At 62.2% G+C, this 26,171-nt stretch carries 21 protein-coding genes and 1 pseudogene; 12 read left to right on the top strand and 10 right to left on the bottom strand.

Going from position 1 to position 26,171, the window contains the following annotated elements:
* Window position 1 precedes the first annotated feature (1 nt).
* Together C6558_RS14285 and C6558_RS14280 are read left to right on the top strand one after the other, a co-directional pair.
* Entirely contained in the window at window positions 2–1,018 is a 1,017-nt protein-coding gene (locus C6558_RS14285; RefSeq protein ID WP_057221912.1) for a LacI family DNA-binding transcriptional regulator, read from the top strand.
* Window positions 1,019–1,159: 141 nt separating this feature from the next.
* A complete protein-coding gene (locus C6558_RS14280; protein WP_107027432.1) occupies window positions 1,160–2,122 on the top strand; it encodes a CaiB/BaiF CoA-transferase family protein in 963 nt (320 codons plus the stop codon).
* 12 nt (window positions 2,123–2,134) lie between these two features.
* Here the strand turns inward: C6558_RS14280 and C6558_RS14275 are convergent, their stop codons facing one another.
* The 3 genes from C6558_RS14275 to C6558_RS14265 all read right to left on the bottom strand — a co-directional run bounded on the left by C6558_RS14275 (window position 2,135) and on the right by C6558_RS14265 (window position 4,673).
* On the bottom strand, window positions 2,135–2,575 hold the full coding sequence (locus tag C6558_RS14275) for a YHS domain-containing (seleno)protein (protein WP_107027431.1): 441 nt from the start codon (window positions 2,573–2,575) through the stop codon (window positions 2,135–2,137).
* A 378-nt stretch (window positions 2,576–2,953) separates the two neighbouring features.
* Window positions 2,954–3,976 (bottom strand): serine hydrolase, encoded by a 1,023-nt coding sequence (locus tag C6558_RS14270; protein ID WP_107027430.1) that lies wholly within the window; start codon window positions 3,974–3,976, stop codon window positions 2,954–2,956.
* A gap of 112 nt (window positions 3,977–4,088) precedes the next feature.
* The gene (locus C6558_RS14265; RefSeq protein ID WP_107027546.1) at window positions 4,089–4,673 is read right to left on the bottom strand and encodes a TetR/AcrR family transcriptional regulator; all 585 of its coding nucleotides are present in this window, start codon (window positions 4,671–4,673) and stop codon (window positions 4,089–4,091) included.
* An 89-nt stretch (window positions 4,674–4,762) separates the two neighbouring features.
* Between C6558_RS14265 and C6558_RS14260 the strand changes: the two genes are divergently transcribed.
* Complete coding sequence (locus C6558_RS14260) at window positions 4,763–5,671, top strand: SDR family oxidoreductase (RefSeq protein WP_107027429.1); 909 nt, start codon at window positions 4,763–4,765, stop codon at window positions 5,669–5,671.
* Window positions 5,672–5,698: 27 nt separating this feature from the next.
* Here the strand turns inward: C6558_RS14260 and C6558_RS14255 are convergent, their stop codons facing one another.
* On the bottom strand, window positions 5,699–11,473 hold the full coding sequence (locus C6558_RS14255; RefSeq protein WP_158268937.1) for an alkaline phosphatase D family protein: 5,775 nt from the start codon (window positions 11,471–11,473) through the stop codon (window positions 5,699–5,701).
* Window positions 11,474–11,947: 474 nt separating this feature from the next.
* Between C6558_RS14255 and C6558_RS14250 the strand changes: the two genes are divergently transcribed.
* The 3 genes from C6558_RS14250 (at window position 11,948) to C6558_RS40790 (ending at window position 13,285) form a co-directional block, all read left to right on the top strand.
* Window positions 11,948–12,304 carry a hypothetical protein gene (locus C6558_RS14250; protein ID WP_057222819.1) on the top strand — a complete coding sequence of 119 codons (357 nt, stop codon included), beginning with the start codon at window positions 11,948–11,950 and terminating at the stop codon, window positions 12,302–12,304.
* 88 nt (window positions 12,305–12,392) lie between these two features.
* Window positions 12,393–12,914, top strand: a complete 522-nt coding sequence (locus tag C6558_RS14245; protein WP_057212808.1) for a hypothetical protein — start codon at window positions 12,393–12,395, stop codon at window positions 12,912–12,914.
* 116 nt (window positions 12,915–13,030) lie between these two features.
* Window positions 13,031–13,285, top strand: a complete 255-nt coding sequence (locus tag C6558_RS40790; protein WP_057222818.1) for a hypothetical protein — start codon at window positions 13,031–13,033, stop codon at window positions 13,283–13,285.
* Window positions 13,286–13,439: 154 nt separating this feature from the next.
* On the opposite strand, the gene C6558_RS14235 is transcribed toward C6558_RS40790, so the two are convergent.
* The 6 genes and pseudogenes from C6558_RS14235 to C6558_RS14215 form a co-directional block, all read right to left on the bottom strand.
* Entirely contained in the window at window positions 13,440–14,060 is a 621-nt protein-coding gene (locus tag C6558_RS14235; RefSeq protein ID WP_057222817.1) for a pentapeptide repeat-containing protein, read from the bottom strand.
* A gap of 143 nt (window positions 14,061–14,203) precedes the next feature.
* Window positions 14,204–14,476: pseudogene (locus C6558_RS40785) on the bottom strand (phosphoketolase); the annotation flags it as partial.
* Window positions 14,470–14,685, bottom strand: coding sequence for a hypothetical protein (locus C6558_RS40780; RefSeq protein WP_057222815.1), 216 nt, complete (start codon window positions 14,683–14,685; stop codon window positions 14,470–14,472). The pseudogene C6558_RS40785 and the gene C6558_RS40780, both read right to left, overlap by 7 nt.
* 3 nt (window positions 14,686–14,688) lie before the next feature.
* Window positions 14,689–15,801 carry an ABC transporter permease gene (locus C6558_RS14225; RefSeq protein ID WP_057209922.1) on the bottom strand — a complete coding sequence of 371 codons (1,113 nt, stop codon included), beginning with the start codon at window positions 15,799–15,801 and terminating at the stop codon, window positions 14,689–14,691.
* A 2-nt stretch (window positions 15,802–15,803) separates the two neighbouring features.
* Window positions 15,804–18,590 (bottom strand): ribosome-associated ATPase/putative transporter RbbA, encoded by a 2,787-nt coding sequence (gene rbbA / locus C6558_RS14220; protein ID WP_107027426.1) that lies wholly within the window; start codon window positions 18,588–18,590, stop codon window positions 15,804–15,806.
* On the bottom strand, window positions 18,590–19,660 hold the full coding sequence (locus tag C6558_RS14215) for an HlyD family secretion protein (protein ID WP_057222813.1): 1,071 nt from the start codon (window positions 19,658–19,660) through the stop codon (window positions 18,590–18,592). The genes rbbA and C6558_RS14215 overlap by 1 nt, the downstream gene beginning before the upstream one ends.
* Window positions 19,661–19,961: 301 nt before the next feature.
* Here C6558_RS14215 and C6558_RS14210 point away from each other — a divergent pair, with 301 nt between their 5' ends.
* The 6 genes from C6558_RS14210 to dhaL all read left to right on the top strand — a co-directional run bounded on the left by C6558_RS14210 (window position 19,962) and on the right by dhaL (window position 26,090).
* Complete coding sequence (locus tag C6558_RS14210; protein WP_057210108.1) at window positions 19,962–21,440, top strand: sugar ABC transporter ATP-binding protein; 1,479 nt, start codon at window positions 19,962–19,964, stop codon at window positions 21,438–21,440.
* Between the two features lie 58 nt (window positions 21,441–21,498).
* Entirely contained in the window at window positions 21,499–22,503 is a 1,005-nt protein-coding gene (locus C6558_RS14205) for an ABC transporter permease (protein WP_057222812.1), read from the top strand.
* A gap of 86 nt (window positions 22,504–22,589) precedes the next feature.
* Window positions 22,590–23,576 carry a substrate-binding domain-containing protein gene (locus C6558_RS14200; RefSeq protein WP_057222811.1) on the top strand — a complete coding sequence of 329 codons (987 nt, stop codon included), beginning with the start codon at window positions 22,590–22,592 and terminating at the stop codon, window positions 23,574–23,576.
* A gap of 60 nt (window positions 23,577–23,636) precedes the next feature.
* Window positions 23,637–24,410: an SDR family oxidoreductase gene (locus tag C6558_RS14195; protein WP_057222810.1), complete on the top strand. Its 774-nt coding sequence runs from the start codon at window positions 23,637–23,639 to the stop codon at window positions 24,408–24,410.
* A gap of 30 nt (window positions 24,411–24,440) precedes the next feature.
* The gene (locus C6558_RS14190) at window positions 24,441–25,433 is read left to right on the top strand and encodes a dihydroxyacetone kinase subunit DhaK (RefSeq protein ID WP_057222809.1); all 993 of its coding nucleotides are present in this window, start codon (window positions 24,441–24,443) and stop codon (window positions 25,431–25,433) included.
* Window positions 25,434–25,448: 15 nt separating this feature from the next.
* Entirely contained in the window at window positions 25,449–26,090 is a 642-nt protein-coding gene (dhaL, locus tag C6558_RS14185) for a dihydroxyacetone kinase subunit DhaL (RefSeq protein WP_057222808.1), read from the top strand.
* The last annotated feature ends 81 nt before the right edge of the window (window positions 26,091–26,171 follow it).

Genomic DNA, 26,171 nt, shown 5'->3' with positions numbered 1-26,171 from the left:
GATGGAGGATTTTTCGGAGTTCGTCGGTTTGTCGCGCCCCACTGTCTCCAAATACTTCAACGATCCGACTTCGGTTCGCAAGAAGACCCGCGACGCCATCGAGGCCGCGATCAAGCAATCCGGCTTCCGGCCCAACATCTTCGCCGTCAATCTCAACCGGCGGCGAACCAATATTCTTGGCGTCATCGTTCCCAATTCGACCGACCCGTTCTACATGGCGCTGACGCGGCGGATCGAACATATCGCCAACCAGGCGGGCTTTCTCGCCTTCGTTCTCTCCTCCGACGGCAAGCCGGAGATGGAGGAGCGCGCCATCGAGACCTTCAAGTCGATGAACGTCGCCGGCGCGATCATCGCCCCGCTCGGCGTCCAGTCCCATCACCAAAAACTCACCTCGCTCGGCGAGAGCATCCCGCTTGTTTATGTCGACTCGCCGCTCGACGGCAGTTCCTCCTTCGTCGGCACGGACAACCGCCAGAGCTTCAAGCTGATGGTCGATTATCTCTGCCGGTCCGGCGCACCGCCCTGCTACTTCGGCATGCCGCCGGTCAACAACAACGCGCTGGCCCGCCAACACGCCTATGAGGAGGCGATGCAGCAGCTGAAGATGGATCCCGTCATCGTGCCGACGGCGCCGAACGCCTCGTGGGATTTCGAAAAGTTCGGCTACGACGAAACGCTGCGCATTCTGGGAGAAGGCGGTTTTCCGACGAAGACGGTGCTGTGCGCCAACGACCGCGTTGCCTTCGGCGTGATTGCGGCGGCCTTCCAGTCCGGCGTCAAGGTCGGCCGCGAACCGGACAGTGACCTGCGGGTGGCAGGCCACGACGACCATCCGCTGTCGCGCTACACCTGTCCACCGCTGACGACTGTGGCGCAGAACTACAACGAGATCGGCCGGCTGGCGATCGAGCTGCTACTGTTCAAGCTCGGCGAAACTGAGAACGACGACCAGGCCTTCCCCGCGGACGAGCGCATTCTGCTCAGCGCCGAGATCATGCTGCGCGGCTCGGCCTAGCGGTGCCCTTTCAAGACGTGTTCGTCTGGATAGAACAACGCCGGAAGCCATCTTTGAACTCTCCGAGAACAATCGAGACAAACGTCAATACTTGACGCTCGGCTCCGGTCTAACACTCAGTCCCCATGACTAACGAAGTCGATCGCAATCGACATCGCCACGCCGGAAGGCGTCGACCTCGTGCGTCGCCTGGCGCGGATTTCCGATATCGTCGTCGAAAATTACAAGCCGGGCGATCTGGCGCGCCGCGGCCTTGCCTATGAGGATCTGGCAGCCATCAAGCCCGATCTGATCTGGTGCTCGATCTCGGGATTTGGCCAGACCGGCCCCTACAGCCACCGCACCGGGTACGATTTCCTGATCCAGGCCATGGGCGGCATCATGAGCATTACAGGCGGGCCGGACACGGCCGGTGGCTCTCCGGTCAAGACCGGCGTCGGGATAGCAGACGTGATGTGCGGCATGTACGCGACCGTAGGCATTCTGGCGGCGTTGCGCCATCGCGACCGCACAGGGCAAGGCCAGCAGATCGATCTCGCCCTCTACGACAGCCAGATCGCCTGGCTGATCAATGCGGCAACCAATCATCTGGTATCCGGGCGTGTGCCGGGCCGCATCGGCAACGCCCATCCCAATATCGCGCCGTACCAGACCTTCGAGGCGGCCGACGAACATCTGGCTGTCGCCGTCGGCAACGATGCTCAGTTCGCCCGCTTTACTGCCGTCATCGGCAAACCGGAACTGGCCGAAGACGTTCGCTTTCGCCGCAATCGCGATCGACTTGCCAATCTGGCAGACCTGCAGGCCATCATCGCCGGCGAAATCGTCAAGGACACCGCTCGCAATTGGGAGATACGGCTGAACGCCGAGGGTGTTCCCGCCGGTCGGGTTGCTAGTGTCGATCAGGCCCTGCGTGATCCGCATACGCTCGCGCGCGGAATGGTGGTCGGCATGGAGGACCAAGCAGGTGAGACCCCGATCCGCGTTCTGGGCAATCCGCTGAAGATGTCGGCAACACCGGTGCAGTACCGCAAGCGCCCGCCGCATCTCGATGAAGATCGCGAGGCTATCCTGCGCCTCATTGATGAGACACAGGATAGCTGAGCGTCCACCGGCTTACTGCAGTTTCACCGCCGGCCAGTTCTGATCGGCCTTGGTCACATAACCCTTGATATCCTTGCGCCAGGTTTCCAGCACCGATTGATCGTAGTTCAGGTAGAGCTTGTCATCGACGATCGTGAACGCCGCCGGATCGATCGGGGCCTTGTAGCCGCGGGACATGCCGTAGGCGCAAAAGCCGCCATACTGCGGCGCATATTTTCCCGGGTTTGCTTCGAAGGCTTTGCGGTTTTCCTCCGAGGCGAACAGGAAGCGTGCATCACGGTAGGTCACGGCAAGGTCCGCTTTGCCCTCAACCGGCTTGCTCTGGACGAAATATGCGACCGGATCATAGCCCGAAATCGCCACGCCGCTTTTCTCGTTGGTCTCTCCGGCCACGGCGACAGTTGCCAACTGAGCAACGATAACGGCTCCAAGGAGGGGTCTGGGAATTGTCATGGTGCTTCTCCACGTTGACAGATTGCTGCGTCTTCCTGGTTGTAGACATACGGCGCATCCAATGAACCGGCTGCGCGAAACCGGTGTTTCTCCTGCGATCTCTATTTCTCTTGATCGTTAGACTACGATCGGGGGGAAGCGTTACAGCCTCCGGCAAATGACGGTCCGTCCCGCGCTCGGCGCGCACGATATCGCCGGTGCCGGCGCCGGCTGAATTGCCGTGCAAGCCTGCGTTTGCCGGCCGGCGGCCCACGAGCCCATCAGGAAAAGGAGACGCCGTTCATCCACAGCAGGTTCGCTCCGCACGAAGCCACGCACGCGACACGGCGGCTGCACCCGGCACCGCAGGTTTCGCCGGTGATGGGGCGGAAAACGCAGCTATTCGCCGAGACGCGGCGACGCCCTGACCGTGTCGATGATATCGCCGAGCAGCAGATGCAGCGCATCGCGGTACCCGTTGCGTGCCGACGGGCCGCTCTCCTCAGACGTCATCACCACGGTCAGATCCAACGCTGGAACGATATAGAGCATCTGGCCGCCATAGCCCCAGGCGAAATGCACGGTCTCGCCGGCGATCTGACGCTGAAACCAGCCGTAGCCGTAGATGTCGCCGGAGAACCGAGAATTGGTTCGCGGTTGCCAGGAAAGTGCGACCCATTGCGCCGGCACCACCTGTCTTCCATCTGCCGTTTTGCCGCCGTTGCGGTAAATCTCGCCGAAAGCAAGCAGAGATCGCGCATTCATGGCCATCTGGTTGCCGCCGAGATAGATGCCCTGGGGGTCGCGGTCCCAGGCATCGATGCGAAAGCCCTTGATCGGACCAAGCCATTCGCGGGCGAGAGCAAGCGTCGACTTGCCGCTGACCTTGGTCAGGATTGCAGAGAGAAGGTGGGTGGACGCGGTCGAATAAAGCATCTGCCCGCCCGGTTCGTCGTCGAACGGCTGCGCGAGTGCGGAGCGGACCCAGTTCCGGCTGGACACCCAGCGGCCGTAATTCGGACCGGACATCCTTCCGAGACCGGCCTGCATCGAAAGCAGATTGCCGATGGTGATGTCCTCAAGCCGCGGATCGGGCGAAGCCGGCAGGTCCGGCTTCAGGATCGGAGCGATCTTCTGGTCCGGGCCCTCAAGCAAGCCCTTGTCGATCGCAATGCCGACCAGCGCCGATACGATCGATTTGGAAGCCGATTTGATGTTGGTGGTGTCCATAGGGCGGGTGCCCCGGTAGCCGCGCTCGGCAAGGACAGAGCCGGATCGGGCGACAATCACCGTCTTCAACGGTTTCAAGTCGTCGCGCGTTGCAAGGCCGTCCAACAGCGTCGGAAGCATTGGCCGATCCTGTGCGACCGCCAGGGAGCACATCACAAGCAGCGAGAAAAATGCAGCAGCAAACCTGATCATCCATTCCGATCTAGGCTGACTACGCCTCCGCGTCACCAGGCCGCGTGCAATGTCACGCGGATTTGAAGCCGGGTGACCGATCGGTCCTGTCGTGGCCCAGTCGCGCAGCACTTCAAGCAGCGTGTGGAGCGGATGCGCCTGTGGCGAGGACCGACACGAAACGGCCCAGGCTCTGCCGCACGAAATCCGCAACCGGGATCTGCGGATCGAAACTCCACCAAAGCAGGGCCCCCTGCCAGTGGGACGCCATCAGGAGGCCAATGCCGGGCACCGGCCCCGATGGACCAGAGAGGCGTTCATCCAGCGCCTGTGAGAGCGCATCGCGCCATCGCGCGCCGCGGGCGCGAAGCGCCGGATCGCGCAAATCCTCGCGCAGGATCCGAAGCCCGTCGGCATAGGTTTCGATGCCGCCATAGCCGCCGGACAGTCCGACGAGCAGGTCGACGGCGCCTTCCGGTGTCTTCGGCAAGGTCGCGGAAAGCTCTGAAGTCAATCGGTCGAGCCCGTCCCAGGCTTGCAAAAGCGTGCGCCGAACGAGGTTCTGCTTGTTCTCAAACCGCTGGACCAGGGTGGAGGCGGAGAGCCCGGTGCCTGTGGCAAGAGCGGCGAAGGTCAGGCCCTCCGGGCCGCTCGCATGCATGATCGCCAACGCGGCTGCCAACACATCTTCATCAGGCATTGTTTTGGGCCGTGGCATCTTGACTCTCATTAATAACCGAATAATCGTTTATATATCCTATTCTCATAGCCACGACCAGATGGCCTCGATCACCGATGGAGGAAAATATGACGCTCAAGGGAAAAATTGCATTGGTCGCAGGCGCCACTCGCGGCGGCGGACGCGGCATTGCCGCCGAACTCGGTGCGGCGGGCGCAACCGTCTATGTCACCGGCCGCACCACGAGAAACCAGCAGTCGGAATACAAGCGCCCCGAAACGATCGAGGAGACGGCGGAACTCGTCAGCGAACTCGGCGGCGAAGGCGTCGCGGTGCAGGTCGACCACCTGCAATCCACGCAGGTGAAGGCTCTCATCGAACGCATCCGGCGCGAGCACGGTCGGCTCGACATTCTCGTCAACGACGTCTGGGGTGGAGAAAACCTGTTCGAATGGAACAAGGCGGTATGGGAACATGATCTCGACAACGGCTTGAAGCTGTTGCGCCTGGCGATCGACACGCATCTGATCACCGCCCACCATGCCCTGCCGCTGATGATCGAAAATCGCGGCGGGCTGCTTGTCGAGGTGACGGACGGCACGGCCGAATATAATGCCGAGCATTATCGGCTCTCGCCGTTCTACGACCTCGCCAAGGTCGCGGCCAACCGCATGGCCTGGGCGCATGCCAAAGATCTGGAACCGCACGGCGCCACGGCCATCTCGATTACCCCTGGCTGGATGCGCTCTGAAATGATGCTGGAGCATTTCCAAGTGACGGAAGAGACCTGGCGAGAGGCAACGAAGATCCAGCCGCATTTCGTCATTTCCGAAAGTCCACGCTTCGTCGGCCGCGCCATCGCGGCGCTGGCCGCGGATCCACAGAAGGCCCGGTGGAACGGGCAATCGCTGTCGAGCGGCAGCCTTGCCCAGGAATACGGCTTAACCGACCTCGACGGCTCGCGCCCCGATTGCTGGCGTTACATGCGCGAGGTGATGGAGCAGAACAAGCCCGCCGACGCGACGGGCTATCGCTGAAACATCTCACGCGAAGGCGTTCAGCGATCAGATCGTCAGTGTCTGGATCGCACCGTCACCGAACTCGCAATCGAGTTCCCAACCGGCGGCAGCGCCACGCACACGCAGAAATGTCGCCCCGTCTCCAGCCGCCGGGCGCGTTGCATTGACGACGCAGCGGTAGGTCTTCGCACCATTTCGGATCTCGATCGTCTCGCTGTCGACGATCTCCTCATCGATGCCGTTGGCGAAGGGATAGGGCGCAAACATCGCCGCCGTGTGGATCGAGTGTAGACGAGTGATGAGAGAGCCATCCTCATCGCAGAGATCGACCGTTGCAATGCAGCCTCGATGTTCGTCGCCCGAGAGAAACACCACATGCTCGATCCGGTTCTCGGCGATATAGGCAAGCACCTCGCGAAGCGTGTTGGGATATCCGTCCCAGCCGTCGGAATGCAGTGCACTCAGGTTCGTCCACGACAGGCTGCGATCGCGCTGTATGGCGCGCCGATGCCGCGGCAGGAACATCGCCGGCGACACCACGAACTTCGGTGCGGGCGCCAGCAACAGCCATTGCTTCAAACTGTCCATCGTCGCCGGCGCAATCATCGCCGCCTTCTTAAGACCGTCGCCGACCTTGCGGTGCGTGCGCTGCGTCCGTGTGTCGAGCATGAAGAAATGAAAGCCGTCGAAATCGAACATCTCGAGCTTGGCATGCATGCCGCGCTGATACTTCCTGTAGGCTTCGATGCCCCGCGTCACCTTTTCGGCGTTGTCATCGTCGTCGGGATCGGAAATCGGCTCCCAATCGTCGTCGATCTCGTGATCATCAAGCAGCATGAAGGACGGGATCTTCCGCAGCACGTTGCGCACGCTTTGCTGGTTGAGCCAGGCTTCATAGGGCAGACGATATCGATCGTCCCGCCGGGTCGGGTCATAAAGGCCCGCTGTCGGGTCGACATAGACCTGGTCGCCGACGAAAAGCGCGAAGCGCGGCTTGACGCCGACATTGGCCTCGAGCCGCTCGCCGATGCGGCGATAGGAATGGTAGGCGACGGCCTCGTCGAGAAATCCTGCCGGATACTGGCACGACGACAGCGTAAAACTGGTGCCGTTCGGCGTCGGTTCCAGGGGCGGCTGCATCGGCGGATCGTAGGGAATGACGCCGTCACTCAAGTCGAAATCCTGTTCGACAACGGGAAGAGGCGCTGCCTGCATGAAACCCTGCCGCTTTGTATTCGGAGTAGGAAAGGCGAGCGCACGCTCCACGGCGACGGCCATTTCTTCAAATCGACTGAAGGCAAAGGCGATCGCCTGCTTGCTCGCGGCATTGCCCGCACCTGTCGGATCCAGCCGGCGCATCTGCTTCTTCGCGATATCGGCAACGAAATAGCCGTAGGCCGGCCCCTGCCCGGCACGGCCGGGCTGTGCCAGATGCCTGTCGAAATCGAAGGTCGGCAACGACAGCCCGCCGCCAGGACCAGCAATCGGATCACGCGGAGCGGCGGTCTCGCGCAGCACGATTATCGGCGGTGGTGCCGCAATGGGTTCAAGCGGCGGCGGTGGCTCCTCATGCTCGAAGTCCGGTGCCGCCAACGCCGCATCCTCGTCATAGACCAACAGGACTAGAAGCGCATTGCCGCGATCCGCACCAGCGTTGCCCGGCATCCGGGCCGGCAGCGGGACTTCGAATGCGTCCCAACCATCGTCTTCAAGCGCCTTGGAAGTATAGGCCACAAGGTGTTCGATGAGATATTGGACATCCCAGGGCTTCGCCGCATCATCCGGTCGACAGATACGTTCGTTGACCAGCCGGATGCGCAGCAACAATGCGGCTTCCGTCGCCCGGTGCGAGGGCGCCGAACCAAGGCGGATCACCAGCGCCGGGGTCTTCGGGCGCTCTTCGGTGAGGATCGGACCGATCCAGGGCGGATAGACCACTTTTTCGCTGTCGGCCTTGATTGCACCCGTCGGTATGTCGGCGTCGAGAAACTGCTGGATCTGCTGCAAGGTCGCATGACGCGTCGTTCCGACCAGAGCATCCTGATGCCCCGCGCCCGGGTTGACGAAGGGAGGCCTATAGACCCGACCGGCATCGCCAAAAATCTGCCGCATGCGATCAACGGTCGAGACGTGCGACAGGCCGTTTTCCGCCCCATGCACGCTGAAGGTCGGGAACGACCAGTGCTTTTCCAGATTCTGGCGCGATACCAGGCGATTGCGCCCATGAAAGTCCGTCATCGTCGAATAGCGCACGAAATGCAGTGTCGACGACACCGTCGACAGGCTCAGCGGACCGAAATGCTCGTCAATATAGCGCAGCATCTCGGGCTCCATGTTGCGCACGTTGAAATCGCGACCGTAAAGCGCGTCCATGCGGTGCCGCGTCCGCGTCCAGGGCGTTCGTTTCGTCGGCCATAGCGGATTTTCGACGTCGAATTCCTCGACGGGATAGGGCAGTGTCGACAGCAGCCGATCGAGAAGATCGTCGGCCAGTGTCGGCTCCTTCGGGTTGAAGCTGTAGCTGTCCGGCAGGAAATCGATGAGATAGCGCACGACATAGGCCCGAAAGATGTTGGCCGGTGCGAAGACCACGAGCGGGCCGACCTGCGTGAACGCGGCGCGATTGACGAGCCCGGTCGCATGGCCGTTCAAAACCGCAATGCTGAAGACGACGGTTCCCATGCAATGGGCGATCACGTCGACCGTTCCGTCAGGCGACGTCGCCGCCACGGTCTTCAGCGCTGCCGGTACGTCGACATTGCCGATCTGGTCAAAACTCCAGGCCTGCGTCGCGGTAGGCTGGCCGGCGCTGGTTCTCAGATCGGCGATCCAGATGTCACGGCCGGTGCACCAGAAATGACTGGCGAAATTGGGGTTGACCGCATGATGCGCAAACGTCGTGCCGCTGGCGCTATAGCCGTGGAACATCACCAGCGGCCGTTTCTTGGTGTTGGGATGACGATAGCGCGTCAGCCGCACTTCGCCGGGGATGTCGTTGCCTCCGCCATCCGGCCGTTCGGGCGCAAGCGCGATGCGATGCAGTTCGGCGGTGATCGATGCGCCGCCAGGCAGCTTCAGGGTGGTCGGCGGCAGGCGGTTGACAATCGCCTCGCTTGACCGCTTGTCCTGGTCGGGAGAACGAAAGCTCCAGATGTGCAGACCAAGCAGAAGCCGCGTGACGAAGCCGAAGAATGTCAGCAATTCGCCGATGGTGTTGGCGCCATCGCGTTGATTGACGATCCGGAATAACGGCAGGCCGATCCGCGCGAGATAGCCGACATCGAGTTTCAGCACGCGCTCGCCGCTGTCGGCGCTGAGGCCTGGAAACCTGTCGAGCCTCACCTCCATGAGCTGCCGCCAGGGGTTGCAGCGCCTTTCATAGGTGAAGGTCTTGGTGCCGACGATACGGTTGCCAGCAAGGGCGATCTTGCCGCCGACGTCCCGTGGCCCAATGGTCAGATCATAGCTGAGCGCCCTGATCTCGCCGGAGCGGCTGGCGATCGCAAAAGCCGATTTAAGCCGCGACCAGATACCGGGGCCGTCATCCCCATCGACAAGAGCCTGGTAGCCGTCGCGAAGGCCCCGGTTCAGCGTCCACGCCTTGCCGGCACGCCACACCCGCCCAAGCAACGTGCTTTCCTGCCGCTCGAATATCCTGAGGCTGCCGGAAATCGGCGCGCTGAACTCGACCGCGGCGTCGAGTCGCTGCTCTTTCACATGCAAAGGCAACCAGGTTTTCTCGAGCGTTTCCCAGACCTCCCGGGGGAAGATCCGGATCTGGCTTCTGATGGCGCGATCCGGCACTTCGGTCGCGACACGAAGGATCGGATGCCCGCCATTGTTCGGCGTCAACTGTCCAAGTCTCGTCGGTGTAAACCGCATGGTCAGCTCGACGATCCGGGTTTCCTCGACCCCATCAGTAGGCGTCAGGCGAATGGGGCCGACAAGCCGTTCGGTGATTTCCACTTCGCTCGACTGCGCCCGTGCGGCAACGTCGGTGCTGCGAAAGACCGGACGAACCAGTGGTGGACCCATGGGCCGGGCTTCGGCCGCCGCATAGCCCCACTCGTCCGCCAACATTTCGGCCGCGCGCAGCGCGATCGCGGCAATCGTCAAGGCAGGGTTCGTTGCAAGGGCCGTTGGAATGATCGATCCGTCGAGCACGACGAGATCGTCATACACAGCATCGGAATCCGCCGATGTGAAGACGCGCCCCAGATGGTCGACCACACCGTCCGCGCCGGTATCGGCCATCACGCATCCGCCAAGCGGGTGGACGGTTGCCAACGGTCCGCGCTGGTCTTTGAGCAGCCAGGTCAGATCGGCCGGCAACAGTTTCCAGACCGGATTGGGGATGAGGCGGCCACCTGAGTTCTTGGTCAGCGCCGAGAGCGCCTCGATCTCCTTGTCGAAGATCGGCAGGCCTTGCAGCTTGTCCCAGCGGATCCGCGCGATGCCGTCGCGATCGGTCGCGATGAGATCGCCGTCGAGCTCGATCCGGCCCGCCGCGCCATCATCGGCCATGACGGCGTAGAGTGCCGAGTGGCCGATGCGTGCCGGCGGCACCGCGTAGATATCGTCTTCCGGAAACCCCGGCCGGTGACGGCTGCCGTCATGCCTGGCGAGGCCGTGCAGCGTATTGAGCGTGGCAAAAACCTCGGCAAAGGCGATGCGCAGGGCGGCCGGCACCGACATTTCCTCGATCATGACACCGGCGGAGGCACGCAGGTCGATCACGCCGGTAATCATCGGCCCGATCGCCCGGGCCGAGGGTTTGACCGTTTCATCCGCGACAGTGTTGACAGTGGCTGTAGTGGCATAGTCGGCAACCAGCATGTCACCATTGGTCGAGCACCGCGTTCCGAGGTTCTTGTCGGGCAGTTGCAGGCCCAATCCGCGTGACCGCATCAGGATTTCGCTGGAGCCGAGAGTACCGGCGGCAAGCACGACCTTGCGCGCCCTGATCGGCACCGTCCCGCCGTCGCGCTTTCGCAATTTTGCGTCGGTGTAGACGCTGTTGACGATCCAGCCCGCCTCGCCATCCCTGGCGATGGTCAGCACGGTCGCACCGCTGAAAATTTCCGCACCGTACTCGTGTGCCCGCGCCAGCAAATTGACGTCGAGCGAGTTCTTCGCACCCCCATTGCAGCCGGTGGCGCAATCGCCGCAGCGCACGCATTTGTTAAGGCGTACATTGCCCGAACTGACGGTGTCGCTCATCGCGACCGTGATCGAGGCGGGGCGGAAATTGCCGTCCGGGGCGATGGAGCGAACGGAGCGAAACTTTTGCGGCACGCCATCAACATGGTTTGCAATGGTGTTTGGGGTGCCCATGATGGTGCTGCCGAGCAGATCACGGGCGCGATCGAAATAGGATTTCCAGACCGAGAGGTCCTTGAGGGCCGCTGGCCATCCCCTATGGAAAATGCTTGGCAGCGGCGTTTCCATGACCCCGGCATTGATCAGCGAGCCGCCGCCCACGCCATTGGCGACGACGGTAACGACCTCCGCACCGATCCTTATGTCGATCAGGCCCTCCTTGTTGTTGTCGCTGCGAATATGGCGCGGCAATTCACCAAGCCCTGTCGGAAACGAGCCTGGCAGATATTCACGCCCGCGCTCGAGCACGCCAACGGAGATCGGCCTGCCCTCATGCATGCGACCGGCGAAGCTCGATGCGGCAACGGCACCGCCATACCCGCTGCCGATGATCAGGACATCGAAGTGCACATTGGCGGGCGCCTTGCGAACACGATCGACCAACCGTTCGAATCCCTGCGATATCCAGGCCGTTTTCGATTCCGTGTCGAGGTCGCTCATGCCGACCTCTCCGGCAAGCTGCCGCGACGCCCGGCGATGCGGTATCGCAACGCCTCGTCGATGACGGCCCCCGATCTTTTGTCGGTCTGCGATCTGCCTTTGCCAATGTCGCTTCTCTGCACAGAGTTCTCCACCAGATGTGCCGCCACCCTCGGTCGCAGCCGCCTTTCTTCCGGTCTTTCCACGCCCGCAAAATATGCTCGCATCCATTTCATGCGTCGAAGCCAGAAGATATCGACTTAACCTTGGGTTGTACATGAGCACAAAGCGCCGCATTGGCCCTTCCGACCCATGTCCTGATTTCGACTGAGGTTGACGCCCCCTCTTAGCGCCGGGTGAATTATATGCGAAAGTCTGCAGATACGTGAGAGGGGAACCACTAATCCAGAAGTAGTAGGCTCCTCACCCCATCGTGTGAGCGAATTGGGCGCCCCGGCGCTTCCTCCGTCGTTCTGCAGCCGTGAGAAAGAAGTCATGGGAAAAAACGATCCGCTCCTGGAGGGCTTCCTGCCGCTGGAACTGCTCGGCAGGATCCACGGCGCCAATGGCGACCGCCCGGCAGCCGTCGCATTTCCGGCCGCGGTGCTGTTCGTGGATGTGTCGCGCTACACGGCCCTCGTCGAACAATTGGCCCGGCGCGGACAGGACGGCCTGGACCAGATCCCGAAACTGCTCACGCTCTCCTACGCCCGCTGCGCCGAACAGATCTGCAGCCGGGGCGGCGAGGTTCTCGGACGCTCGTTCTCAGCGCCGGAGACCAGCTGCGCTGGTGCAATGCGCAGGGCATCCGTTTCTGGTCGCTCTATTATCGCGGAGATTGGAGCGCGTTAGAGCCTGCGGCGCTGACGCTTTTATCGCGGGCCCAGAACGCCGGAACATCCAGCAGGAAATATGGGCCCTGCGCTGCAAGGCGCTCTGCGTGCTGCACATGGATCGACCGCGCGAGGCGGTGGAGGTGCTCAGGCTGATCACCTCGGCCATGCTCGGCTCCGTCGATCTTGCCGCACAGATATCGGCGCGCGGTGCGCTGGCGCTGGCGCTCGCCCGCATCGGCAGGCACGCAGAAAGCGTCGAGGCCGCCGTCGACACGCTTCGTCTGCTGCGCGCCATGCGTCGGCCCTCCTCCCACAGCGCGCTGATCGGCATCTCCGGCGTCGAAGTGCTGTTTCGCGGCCGGGAGGAGGGGCTATCGCGCGAGTACGAGCAATGGGGTCATTGGGAGCGCCAGGTTCTGCATGAGCTTTCGCGCTATTGCCGGGTCTTCCCGGTGGGTACGGCGCAATACGGGCTGTGGTGCGGGTTGGCGCATTGGCTGGACGACAGCAAGGAGCGCGCGCTGTCGACCTGGACTCAGGGTCTTGCCGCAGCCAGGCGCCTGTCGCTCCGGCAGGACGAGGCGACCATCGCAGCCGAGATACGGCGCCGACAGGATACTGTCTGATCGGCAACAGGCCGCCGTCAACCCGGCCTCAGCCTAGCGCGGTTTTCCGTCGACGGCCTTGAACGCGCCTCTCGCCTCCTATAGTCCGGGTGCCGAGTTGATTTTGGATTGGGACAATCGTGTCGAGAGATCGTTATTCGAGAAAACTGGAATGCTCGAAATGTGGGGCGTCCGGCTTTGCAGAAGCCTCGGAGAACGACGATCCGAAAAGCAGGACCCGTGGTTTTCTCATCGACCAGATGCCAACGGGCTTTTCGACGGAGCGCCCGTCGAGCGATCCTGCCAAACACATGATGCGGTGCCGCTGCGGCCATATCTTCGCCTTCAAGCAGAAGACGGTCTATGCGCCGAGTGGCGAACCGCGAAACTAAACGAGGTTCCGCCTGCCTGCCGATCGACACACAAATCGTTGGAAGGCGATTTAGAGCGCTTCCGGTTTAGGCGGAATTCTGGAAACGCTCTATCCCTTTGTTCTTGCACGTTCCCTGACGGAAAACCGCTTCGCCCTTTTCCTGGAAATGCTCTCTAAGACGCCCGGACCACCAGGCCCAAAGCCTCACAGATCATCACCGACTGCTCGATCGTGATGACGGCGCGCTTCAGCGTCACCGTTTCAGGCTCGATTGAACTTATATCGCTACCGCGCAGATCACATCCGCTGAAATTGACGCTGTGAAGCCAGGCACCCGACAAGTCGAGCCCATTCATCGTTCCGCCGTCGCAACGCGCGCCAGTGAGGTCGGCCTCGCGCATGACCGTGTCGGCGAAAACGGCACTGCGAAGGTCCGCGCCCGGCAATCCGACGAAGGACCAGTTCCCACCCTTGACCCTCATCGCGTCGAACTTGCAGCCGTCAAACATGCTGCCGACGAATTTGCAGTCGTTGAAGATGACGTCGTAGAAATTGCAGCCGACAAAGGTACAGTTGATGAAGGCGCTGCCCTCATGGCGCGAGCAATTGAACTTGGCGCGACGGAAGGTGCATTCCTTGAAGACGGCACCGGCGCTCGTTGCCTCGGTCATATCAAGATCCGAGAAAAGCGTTCGGCTATGGTTACGGTCGGAGATATCCAGACCGTACCAGTCTACGCCCGCAAGGGTGGTTTCCGTTGCGGGGACTGCTTCTCCGTGTTTGCGTTCGGCCATTTTCCCCCGCCCTTCCCCAATTCAAGCATTGTCTGGCGCACGATGGCGGCCATTGCATCGGCCTTGACTGCCGTTGCCGGTCTATTGCTGTAGAGCACTCCGTCAGCGCCTTCAACGGCCTGCACAAACCGCACCGGAGAAGATCAGCCCGGCCAGCGCCAGCCCTGGATCTCCGGTATGTCCTCGCCATGTTCGCGGACATATCGATGGTGCTCGTCAAGTTTGCCGTGAAGTTCGACGACGACACCCGCTACCTTTTCCGCCAGCCCCGAAACCCGGGCGATCGCCTCCAGCGCCAGATGAAAACGGTCGAGCTCGTTGAGCACCGTCATGTCAAAGGGCATCGTGGTCGTGCCTTCCTCGATGAAGCCGCGTACGTGGAAATTCTCGTGATTGGTGCGCCTATAGGTCAGCCTTGCGGCTGATGCAGCGGCGCGAGATCGGTGAGTTTTTCGATCGCCGCGATGTTTGCATCGTCGAGCCGGACCGCCCCTTGGAAGCGATCGCCGCCATGAACAACACCATGGCCGGCAGTTTTCCACCCGATGCATGTCGAAATGAGCTGGAATCTCGTCGATGAGATCGCGCATATCCTCCGTCGCTTGGCTGGAGGCTTGTGGCGCATGAGCTATTTCAGGAATGCCCGGAAGCGTCGCATGGCGAAGGCAAAGAGAATGGCGCCGATCACCAGCAAAGCAAGGAGCTGCGGCCAGACCACGTCCAGCCCTGCATCGCGGAAAAGAACTGCCTGGGCCAGAATGACGAAATGGGTGTTCGGCGCCGCAAGCATGATGGTCTGGATGATTTCAGGCATGCTCTCGCGCGGCGTCATGCCGCCGGAGAGAGCCTGCAGCGGCAGAAGCACCAGCATCAGCAGCAGACCGAACTGCGGCATGGAGCCGGCGATGGTCGCAAGCAGGATGCCCATCGACGTGGTGGCGAAGAGTTGCAGGGCCGTTGCCAGCAGGAACAGGATGAATGAGCCCTGCACAGGAACGGCGAGCACCCCTTTGACGATGAAGACCAGCGAAACCGCCGAGGCCAACAGCACCACAAGTCCCATCGACCACACCTTGCTGACCATGATTTCGAACGGGGTCACGGGCATGACCAGCAGGTGCTCCACCGTCCCATGCTCGCGCTCGCGGATGAGGGCAGCACCTGTCAGCACGATCGACAGGATGGTGATGTTGGTGATGACGTTCATCACGGCGCCGAACCAGCCCTTGTTCAGCTCGGCATTGAACCTCGCACGAAGAACAAGATCGACCGGTAGTGACTGTTCGCTGCGATGGCGATCGAGGAAGCCTGAGACCTCCCCGGTGACGATCTGCTGGATGTAACCATTGCCGGAAAAGGCCTGACTCATGCGCGTCGCATCAACATTGAGCTGGATCGTCGGCGAACGCCCGGCCAAGAGATCCGTCTGGAAATTCGGTGGAATGTCGAGGGCGAAGGTGTCGAGGCCCTGGTCCATACGCCGGTCCATTTCCGCCGGCGTGATCATCTGTGGGGGCACGAAATAGGGCGGATAGAAAGCTGTGGCGATCCGCGTCGAAACCGGCGAGCGATCTTCGTCGACGATGGCGACGGCCGCCCGATTGAGCGTTTCCGGCATCGCTGTCGAGCCGGTATAGACCGACAGCGTGAAGGAATAGACGATCAGGATCAACAGGATCGGATCGCGCCAGAGGCCCCAGAGTTCCTTGATGCCGAGTTGATAGATGTGGGACAGGCGCATCGTCACCTCGCCTGCTTCTTGAGGGACAGGGTGCCGATGGCGAGCAGCACCGGCACCGCGATCAGCATCGGCACGAAGGCGCCGGCAAGATCGCTGAAGCCGAGCGCCTTGGAGAAGGTGCCGCGGGCGATCGTCATGAAATGCGTGGTCGGGTAGATCTGGCCGATGAATGCGCCTGCCCCTTCAAGCGACGAGACCGGATCGATCATGCCGGAATACTGGATCGCCGGAATGAGCGTCAGGATCGCCGTGCCGAAGATCGCCGCGATCTGGCTCGACATGAAGGTGGAGATGACAAGCCCCATCGCCGTCGCCGCCGAGACATAGATCAGTCCCGCGACCGTCCAGGTCAGGAGGCTGCCGGTAAACGGCACCCGGAAGACGAAGATCGCGAACGCCGTCAACAGAACAAAGTTGAGCATTGCGAGCGCGATATAGGGGATCTGTTTGCCGACCAGGAATTCCAGCCGCGTCACCGGCGAGACATAGAGATTGACGATCGACCCCAGTTCCTTCTCGCGCACGACACTGAGCGCCGACAGCATGGCCGGTATCAACATCAGCAAAAGCGGAATGACTACGGGAACCATGGCGACGATGCTCTTGACGTCAGGATTGTAGCGGAAGCGCGTCTCGATCTTGAAGGTGCCGGTGGTTGCCGCATTGCCGTAGCGTTCGCGGATCTTGCCGGTCAGCCAATGGGCATGCAGCCCCTGGACATAGCCCTTGACCGTTTCGGCCCGGCTGGCCATGGCGCCATCGATCCAGGCGGCGATTTCGACCTTATCGCCACGGGCCGCATCGCGGGCAAAACCCGGCGGGATCTCGATCGCCAGGCTGAGTTCGCCGTTGCGCATGCGCCGGTCGAGGTCGGCGTAGTCGGTGATCGGGTCCTTCTCGATGAAGTAACGCGAACCGGCGATCTCGAGAATGTATTCGCGGCTGGTGGTCGTCTGGTCATGATCAAGCACCGCGAAGGTCAGGTCCTCGACATCCATGTTGATGCCGTAGCCGATGACGAACATCAGGATTACGGTGCCGATGGTGGCAAGCGTCGCCCGGATCGGATCGCGAACCAGCTCCAGCGCCTCACGGCGGGTATAGCTGAACATGCGCCCGACATCGAAAAACCCCGATTTCGAGGCGGGCCGCTTTGGGGCCTCAGGCTTGACGACCGGCTCCGAGGGGGCCTTTGCCCGAACTACCGCGGGAGCCGCCTGCTTCGCCCCGGCGATCGCCTCTTCCAGATAGGTGATGAAGGCCTCCTCCAATGTCGCTGCCAAGCGGCTCTTCATGATGTCGGCGGGCGTATCGCTCACCAGCACTTTGCCCGCATGCATCAGCGACATGCGATCGCAGCGCATCGCCTCGTTCATGAAATGGGTGGAGATAAAGATCGTCACCTGCTCGTTGCGGGAGAGGTCGACGAGGATCTGCCAGAAACTGTCACGCGCCACGGGATCGACGCCCGATGTCGGTTCATCGAGGATGAGGATGTCGGGCGAATGGATCAGGGCGACCGCGAGCGAGAGCCGCTGGCGCACGCCGAGCGGCAACGCGTCCGGCAAAGCCTCCATCACGCCTGAGAGGTCGAAGCGTGCCGCAAGTTCCTCGATTCGGTCAGGAATGGTATCGGCCGCCATGCCGAAAAGCTTGGCGTGCAGTTCGAGGTTCTGCAGAACCGTAAGCTCGGTATAGAGCGAGAAGGCCTGCGACATGTAGCCGACACGGTGGCGGACCTCCATGTCGCGCGGGTCAACCTCGCGGCCGAACAGCTTTGCCGTGCCTTCGCTGGCGGCAAGCAAGCCCGTCAGCATCTTCATCGTCGTCGTCTTGCCGCAGCCGTTGGAGCCGAGAAAGCCGAAGATCTCACCGCGGCCGATGCGGAAGCTGACATTGTCGACCGCGACGAAATCGCCAAAGCGCATGGTGAGGTTGTTCGCCTCGATGGCGATATCCTCGCCAACACCTTCCGGGCGCGGCGGAATGACGACGTCATGATGCTCGCGCCGCAACTCCTCGGGAAGCAGGGCGATGAAGGCGGCGTCGAGCGTGTCGACGCCAGTCTTTTCAAGCAGTTCACCGGGCGTGCCCGTTGCCAGCACCCGGCCGGCATCCATTGCCACCAGCCAGTCGAAGCGCGCCGCCTCTTCCATATAGGCGGTTGCGACGATGACGCTCATACCCGGCCGCTCAGTGCGGATGTCGTCGATCAGTTCCCAGAACTGGCGGCGCGACAAGGGGTCGACGCCGGTGGTCGGCTCGTCGAGGATCAGGAGATCGGGATCGTGGATCAGCGCGCAGCAGAGCCCAAGCTTCTGCTTCATGCCGCCGGAAAGCTTGCCCGCAGGACGCTCCGCAAAGGGAGCCAGACCCGTGCTTTCGAGCAGGCTTGCGATCCGCTTTTTACGCTCCTCGCGATCGTGGCCGAACAGACGGCCGAAGAAATCGACGTTCTCGAAAACAGAAAGCGTCGGATAAAGGTTTTTTCCGAGGCCCTGCGGCATATAGGCGATGCGCGGGCAGGTGCGGCGCCGGTGGCCGGCATCGGCGATGTCGCCGCCGAGCACGTCGACGCGTTCGCCCTGCACGGCGCGTGCACCGGCGACGAGAGAGAGCAGGCTCGATTTTCCCACCCCGTCCGGCCCGATCAGGCCGGCCATGCAGCCCGAGGGTATATCGAGCGTCACGTCGTCCAGCGCCTTCGTCTTCCCATAGGAAAGCGTGACGGCGCTCAGGCGAACCACGGGCTCCGCCGGCGGCAGGCCGGCCCGGTCGGGATCCGCCATCACTGCACCAGCGTGCCGGTCTGGCTCGCCGGCCACTCAGCATTGGGGTCGACCTTCACATAGGCAACGCCCGGAAGACCGGTTTTCACCATGCGGATATACTTCTTCAGGAGTTCCTTGGGGATCTGCGCCTTGATGCGGAACGTCAGCTTCTGCCGCTCCTCGGCCGTCTCGACCGTCTTCGGCGTGAACTGCGCGACATCGGCGACATAGGAAACCTTGGCGGGAATGATGTACTGCGGCGCTGCATCCAGCACGAGACGGACCTCGCTGCCGATCGATAGACGCCCCGCCTGATCCGTCGGCAGGAAGAATGTCATGTAGACATCGCCGAGATCGACGAGATTGAGCACACGGCCGCCCGCCGCCAACACTTCGCCGGGCTGGACGACACGATATTGGATGCGGCCATCACGCGGCGAGACCAGAGTGCTGTCGTTGATGTCTGCGACGATGCTTTCGACCGATGCCTTGGCTGCCTCGACCGAGGCTTCGGCATCGACGACCTGGGATTTCGCCGAATTGATCGCCGCATTCGACGCGGCGAGCGAGGCTTCCGCGGCACTGGCGGCAGCTCTTGCCCCCTCTGCCGTCGCCCGGTCGTCGTCGAGCACCTGCTGTGAAACCGTGCTCGTCTTGACGAGCTGCTCGGAACGGGCGAGCCGCCGCTCGGCAGCGTCCAGTTGTGCCCGGCGTTGTGCCAGAACGGCGTCGGCTGCCGCCTTTTCCGCCTCGCGCTGGGTCACAAGGTTCTTTGCCGCTTCGACGCCGATGACGGCGCGCCTCTCCTGTGCTTCCGCCTGCCGTTTATGGGCCTCCAGTTGGACCGTATCCATCTGGGCAAGCACCTGACCGGCAGTGACGAAGTCCCCCTCGTCCACCATGATCTCTTTGATTCTGCCCGGCGTTTTCGTCGAGATATCGATCTCGACCGCCTCGATGCGTCCGTTGCCGCTGGCGATCCCGGCGGGTAGCGCATTGCGATCCAGATTCTGCCAGGCGTAGTAGCCGCCCGCCAGCGCAAGAACGACCAGACCGATCACGAGCCAATTCTTCCGGGCTTTTTCCATATCAGCGTCCCACCTTCAAATGCATCCCACGACAATAGACCGCGGTCACCCAAACACAACCGGGAATAGGCCTGGCGCGGGGAACCGTCACCGCGGCGTAAACGGATCGCTAAAGCAGACGCGAAGGAGCAGGTCATCGCATTGACTCATGTCAATTGGGCTCAAGACAGGCACTGCCATTTGACAAAAGACGATTGAAAAAATCAAAAGTAAAAAGCTGATATTGACAGATGTCGATCATCGTGTGATTTTTGTCGAACTCGATGGTGGCAAAATCGCCATCGCAGCGTGGGAGGACACCATGCAACCGCTTTTGAAGGTTGAAGGGCTGAAGAAATCATTCGGGGGCGTTGCTGCATTGCGCGACGGCCGCCTGGAGCTTCAAGCCGGCTCCGTTCATGCGCTTTGCGGCGGCAATGGCGCCGGAAAGTCGACGTTTCTGTCGATCCTGATGGGCATCCAGCAGCGCGACGGTGGCACAATCTGGCGCCGCGGCAAGGAAGTGCACTACGGCAACCCCGCCGAAGCGCTCGCCTCCGGCATCGCCATCATCGAGCAGGAACTGAGCCCCGTCCCGCATATGACGGTCGCCGAAAACATCTATCTCGGCCGCGAGCCCTCGGGGCGCTTCGGCGGCATCGACTTCAAGAAGATGAACCGGGATGCCCAGCAACTGCTGGATCGGCTCGAATTCGGCATCCGTGCAACCCAGACGATGATGACCCTTTCGGTTGCGCAGATGCAGCTGGTCGAGATCGCCAAGGCTTTCAGCCATGAAGCCGAAGTCATCTTCATGGACGAGCCGACATCGGCGATCGGCGAGAAGGAAGCTCAGCACCTCTTCGCTGCGGTTGCCCGCCTCAAGGCCGAAGGCAAGGGCGTCGTCTACGTCTCGCACCGGCTGTCGGAGATCTTCCAGATTGCCGACAGCTACACTGTCTTTCGCGATGGCGGCTATGTCGGCAGCGGCCTGCTCGCCGATATCGACCGCCCGGGCCTGATCAAGATGATTGTCGGGCGCGAACTTGGCGAAGAATATATCAAGACCAACGACCCGACCGACGAGATCGGCCTGGAGGTTTCGGGCCTGACGCTGCCGGGCAAAATCGAGGACATCTCGTTTTCGGTGCGCAGGGGCGAAATCTTCGGCATCTACGGGCTGATGGGCTCCGGCCGCACGGAAATCTTCAACTGCCTGTTCGGCCTCGATCGCCCGTCGCAAGGCGACGTCAGGCTCGAAGGTGAACCGGTCAACGTCACCAAGCCAGCCGACGCGATGGCCAGCGGCATCGCCTTCGTCACCGAAGACAGGAAAGTGAGCGGCCTCAACCTTGCAGACAGCGTTCGCGGCAACATCTGCCTTGCAAGCCTCCCGGAGATGAGCCCGAGCTTCGTCATGAAGCGCCGGGACGAGGCCGCGGCAAGCGCCCAGATGATCGCCCGGTTCGGCATCAAGGCCGCCCGCGACACGATGCCGGTCTCGGGCCTTTCGGGCGGAAACCAGCAGAAGGTGGTGCTCGGCAAATGGTTCCTGCGCCAGCCGAGATTGCTCTTGCTCGATGAGCCGACCCGCGGCGTCGACGTCGGTGCCAAGCGCGAAATCTACCGCATCATCTGCGACTTCACCGCGGCCGGTGGCACCGTTGTCATGATTTCCTCGGAGATCGACGAGGTGCTCGGCATGTCCGATCGCATCCTGGTCATGCGCCAGGGAAAATCCGCCGGCATCTATGACCGCCGGGCGACCGACGCCCGTTCGCTCGTCCACCTGTCGACCTGAACCACCCGCGAGATCGACGCCAGAAGCGCTTGTCCGACATCAAAGGGGCCTGAGAACCGTGTCCAATATCGAAAACAAATCGTCCAGCAGCTGGTTCAATGCCGAAAACCGCGGCACGATGATCCAGGAATACGGCATCTTTCTCGCCTTCCTGCTGTTGGCGTTCATCCTTTCGCTCTCCAACGAATATTTCCTGACGCCGGGCAACATTTCGAACGTGCTGCTGCAGACGTCGATCAACGGCGTGCTCGCCATCGGCATGACCTTCGTCATCCTGACGCGCGGCATCGATCTTTCCGTCGGCTCGGTCGTGGCCCTTGCCGGCATGGTGAGCGCCAGCTTCGCGACGACCTCGGCGACGGCAGGCATCGCCGGCGCGCCCTACCCTTTCTTCATCGCATTGGCGATCGGCATTCTCGTCGGCGTCGCCTGCGGTATCATCGTCGGCTTCATCGTCTCGCGCTTCTCTGTTCCGGCCTTCGTCGCCACGCTCGGCATGCTGTCTGCGGCGCGCGGCACGACGCTGATCTATGGCGGCGGCAAGCCGGTGCCGGCGCTGACGCCGGAATTCCGTTGGATCGGAACGGGCAACATCCTCGGCATCCCGATGCCGGTCATCCTGCTGGCGATCGTCTTCCTGGCCTCCTGGTGGATCCTGACCCGCACGCGCTTCGGCCGCTACATCTACGCCGTCGGCGGCAACCCGCATGCGGCCAAAACCTCGGGCATCAATGTCACTCGCATTCGCTTCCTCGTCTACGTCATTTCCGGCGGTCTTTCGGGCCTTGCAGGCATGATGCTCTCTGCCAGGACGGGCTCGGCCCTGCCGCAGGCCGGCATCGCCTATGAACTCGACGCAATCGCCGCGGTCGTGATCGGCGGCACCAGCCTTTCGGGCGGCGTCGGCCGGGTGACGGGAACGCTGATCGGCGCGCTGATCATCGGCGTAATGAACAACGGCCTCGATCTGATGGGCATCCAATCCTACTACCAGCAGGTCCTCAAGGGCGCGCTGATCGTCGGCGCCGTGATGCTCGACCAGAAACGCAATCAGGGTCTTTGACCCCTAAGAGATTGGCCGCCGAGCGGCTGCCATGAACCAATCCGTGCGCCATGAAGGTCGCGGAAACCACAATATGGAGGAGTAGCATGAAGAAACTCGTGATCGCCCTGGCTTCCGCCACGGCCCTCTTCGCGTCATCAGCCGTCGCGCAGGAAAAGCTCAAGATCGGTGCAGCGCCCTACGGACTCAATGCCGAATTCATGCAGATCTGGTCGGCGGCGCTTGAAGAGCACCCCGCCGTCAAGAGTGGCGAAGTCGAACTGACCGTGTTTGACGGTCGCTACGACGCGCTGGTCCAGCAGGAACAGTTCAACACGATGATCACGCAGAAGTTCAACGCGATCATCTTCGTGCCGATCGACATCGAGGCCGGCGCAACCGCCGTTCAGGCGGCGCGTGATGCCGGGATCCCGGTCGTCGGATCCAACACCCGCGTCAACTCCGACCTCTTGACCGCCTATGTCGGCTCCGACGACACCGTCTCCGGCTACATGGAAGCCAAGACCGTGCTCGACAAGATCGGCTGCAAGGGCAACGTCGTCATTATCGAAGGCCCGATCGGCCAGTCGGCGCAGATCTCCCGCCTCGAGGGCAACAAGAAGGCGCTTGCCGAGTGCCCTGACGTCAAAGTTCTCGAGCAGCAGACGGCCAACTGGTCGCGCGCCGAAGCCCAGACCCTGATGGAAAACTGGCTGACGGCCCATTCAGGCCAGATCAACGGCGTCATCGGCCAGAACGACGAGATGGCGCTCGGCGCGATCGAAGCGATCAAGTCGGCCGGCCTCAAGGTCGACGACTTCGCCATTGCCGGCATCGACGGCGTGACCGATGCCCTGACGGCCGTCAAGGAAGGCACGATGACCTCGATCCTGCAGGATGCCCGCGCGCAGGCACAGGGCGCGCTCGACCTCGCGATCTTCCAGGCGAAAAAGGGTGACTACAAGCCACAGTCGGACATCTGGGCGCAGTATCCGGACATGCCGTTCAACGACGGCAAGGACAAGGAATACAACGTTCCGTGGACGCCGGTCACGACCGAAAACGTCGACAAGCTGCTCGAAGCCCGCAAGTAATCGCCAACTCAAGCGGGGCGGCCTGCCCGCCCCGCTTTCCAACCGCCTAGGGAAAACGACATGACCGAGACCACACCGCAGATCGACCTCAATTTCCCGCTGACGGGCAAGGTTGCCCTCGTCACCGGCGGTGCCTCCGGCATCGGCGCGGCGATTGCCAGCGCCTTTGCCGCCAAGGGCGCGAAAGTGGCGGTGCTCGACATCAACGAGGATGCCGCGCGCACAAAAGCCGAGGCTCTCGGGGCTGATGCAAGACCCTTCGTCTGCGACGTCTCGGACCCAGCCTCGGTCAATGCGGCCGTGTCGGGCGTGGTCGCCGCTTTCGGCGGCATCGACATCGCCGTCAACAGCGCCGGCGTAGCGCTTCTGGCGCCTGCCGAAGAGCTGTCGCTCGACTACTGGGACAAGACCATCGCCATCAACCTCAAGGGCAGCTTCCTCGTCACCCAGGCCGTCGGCCGGGCGATGATCGCCGCCGGCAAGGGCGGCAAGATCATCAACCTCGCCTCGCAGGCCGGTACCGTCGCGATCGAAGACCATGTCGCCTATTGCGCCTCGAAGTTCGGCGTCATCGGCATGTCGAAGACCTTTGCGGCCGAATGGGGCAAACACGGCATCTCCGTCAACACCATCTCGCCGACCATCGTCCTGACCGAACTCGGCAAGAAGGCCTGGAGCGGCGAAAAGGGCGAAGCCGCCAAGAAGCGCATTCCGGCCGGCCGTTTCGCCTATCCCGAGGAAATCGCGGCCGCTGCCGTGTTCCTGTCGTCGGCGGGAGCCGACATGATCAACGGCGCCGATCTCTTGATCGACGGCGGCTACACCATTCTCTGACGACGCACGACCCCATCTACAGGAGACACCATGCAAAGGTTCATCAACAATCCCGACGAGGTGGTCGAGGACACCGTCAAGGGCTTCGTCAAGGCGCACTCCGACATCGTGCGCCTGGCTGACAACCCGCGCGTGGTCGTCGCCAAGGGCGCACCGGTTGCCGGCAAGGTCGGCGTCGTCACCGGCGGCGGTTCCGGCCACGAACCTGCCTTCATCGGCTACACCGGCCGCAACATGCTGGACGCGGTCGCCGTCGGCGAACTCTTTTCGTCGCCGACCGCCAAGAGCTTCCATGATGCCATCCGTGAAGCGAATGGCGGCAAGGGCGTCGTCTGCCTCTATGGCAACTACGCCGGCGACAACATGAACGTGAAGATGGCGATGAAGCTCGCCGCCAAGGACGGCATCGACGTCCTGACCGTCGTTGCCAATGACGACGTCTGCTCGGCACCGCCGGAGGAGCGCGAGAAGCGCCGCGGCGTGGCCGGCGAAATCTTCATGTGGAAGATCGGCGGTGCCAAGGCGGCTGAAGGCGCAAGCCTCGAGGAGGTGCGTGTAACCGCGCAGAAGGCCATCGACAATTGCCGTTCGATCGGCGTCGGTCTCGGGCCATGCACGCTTCCGGCGGTCGGCCATCCGAACTTTCAGATCGAGCCCGGCACGATGGAAGTCGGTATCGGTCATCACGGCGAACCGGGCGTACGCGTCGAAGCGCTGAAGACCGCCGACGACGTCGCCAAGGACATGTGCCAGATCGTGCTCGACGATCACAACCTGGCGTCAGGTACCGAGGTCGCGGTGCTGGTCTCTGGTCTCGGCGCAACGCCGCTCAACGAACTCTATATCCTGAATGACACGATCGAGAAGGAAATCACCGGTCGCGGTCTTCGCATCTACCGGACCTATATCGGCAACTACTTCACCTCGCTGGAAATGGTCGGCGCCACGCTGACCGTGCTGGCGCTCGACGACGAACTCAAGGCGCTCCTCGACGTCGAGGTTCGCTGCACCACCATCCTGTGACGAAAGAGGCGCATCATGCAGACGTTTAGCAACGCCAACTCAGGCGCGATCGTGCTGTCGCTCGCAGAGCGCATCATCGAGAACCGCGCCTATCTGAGCGAGATCGACGGCAAGATTGGCGACGGCGACCACGGCGTCAACATGGCCAAGGGCTTCGGCATGGCCGCCGATCGGCTGAAGGGCAAGGAGGCAACCTTGTCCGAGGCGCTGGATACGCTCGGAACCGTGCTGATGACCGAGATCGGCGGATCCATGGGCCCGCTCTACGGGGTGATGTTCACCGAGTTCGCCGAAAAGCTCGACGGTGTGCCTGCCATCGATGCGGCAACCTATAGCCTCATGCTGCATGCCGGCCTCGAGGGCATCCAGTCGATCGGCTCGGCCAAGGTCGGAGACAAGACGCTGATCGACACGCTCGTTCCGGCCGTGGAAGCCTTTGACGGTGCGACCGCGAGCGGCAAACCGTTCGACGAGGCGCTCAATGCGCTTGTTTCCGCAGCCGAAGCTGGCCGCGAATCGACCCGCGACCTCGTCGCCAAGATCGGCCGCGCCAGCCGGCTCGGCGAGCGCTCGCTCGGCGTGCTCGACGCCGGTGCGACCTCCTGCGCGATCATCCTGAAGGAACTTTCGCTGGGCGCACGCGCACGCCTGACGTAACCCCTGCCGAAGGCGACGGCACGGTTCCGTGCCTTCGCCAGACACCTTCGCCTCCCAAGGCCGGTGCGATCCCGCTCAAAA

The organism is Ensifer sp. NM-2 (assembly GCF_003024455.1).
GTDB classification, from domain to species: Bacteria; Pseudomonadota; Alphaproteobacteria; order Rhizobiales; family Rhizobiaceae; genus Ensifer; species Ensifer canadensis.
The sequence above is the reverse complement of the archived record's forward strand: the minus strand, read 5'-3'. Positions and strand labels throughout refer to the sequence as shown.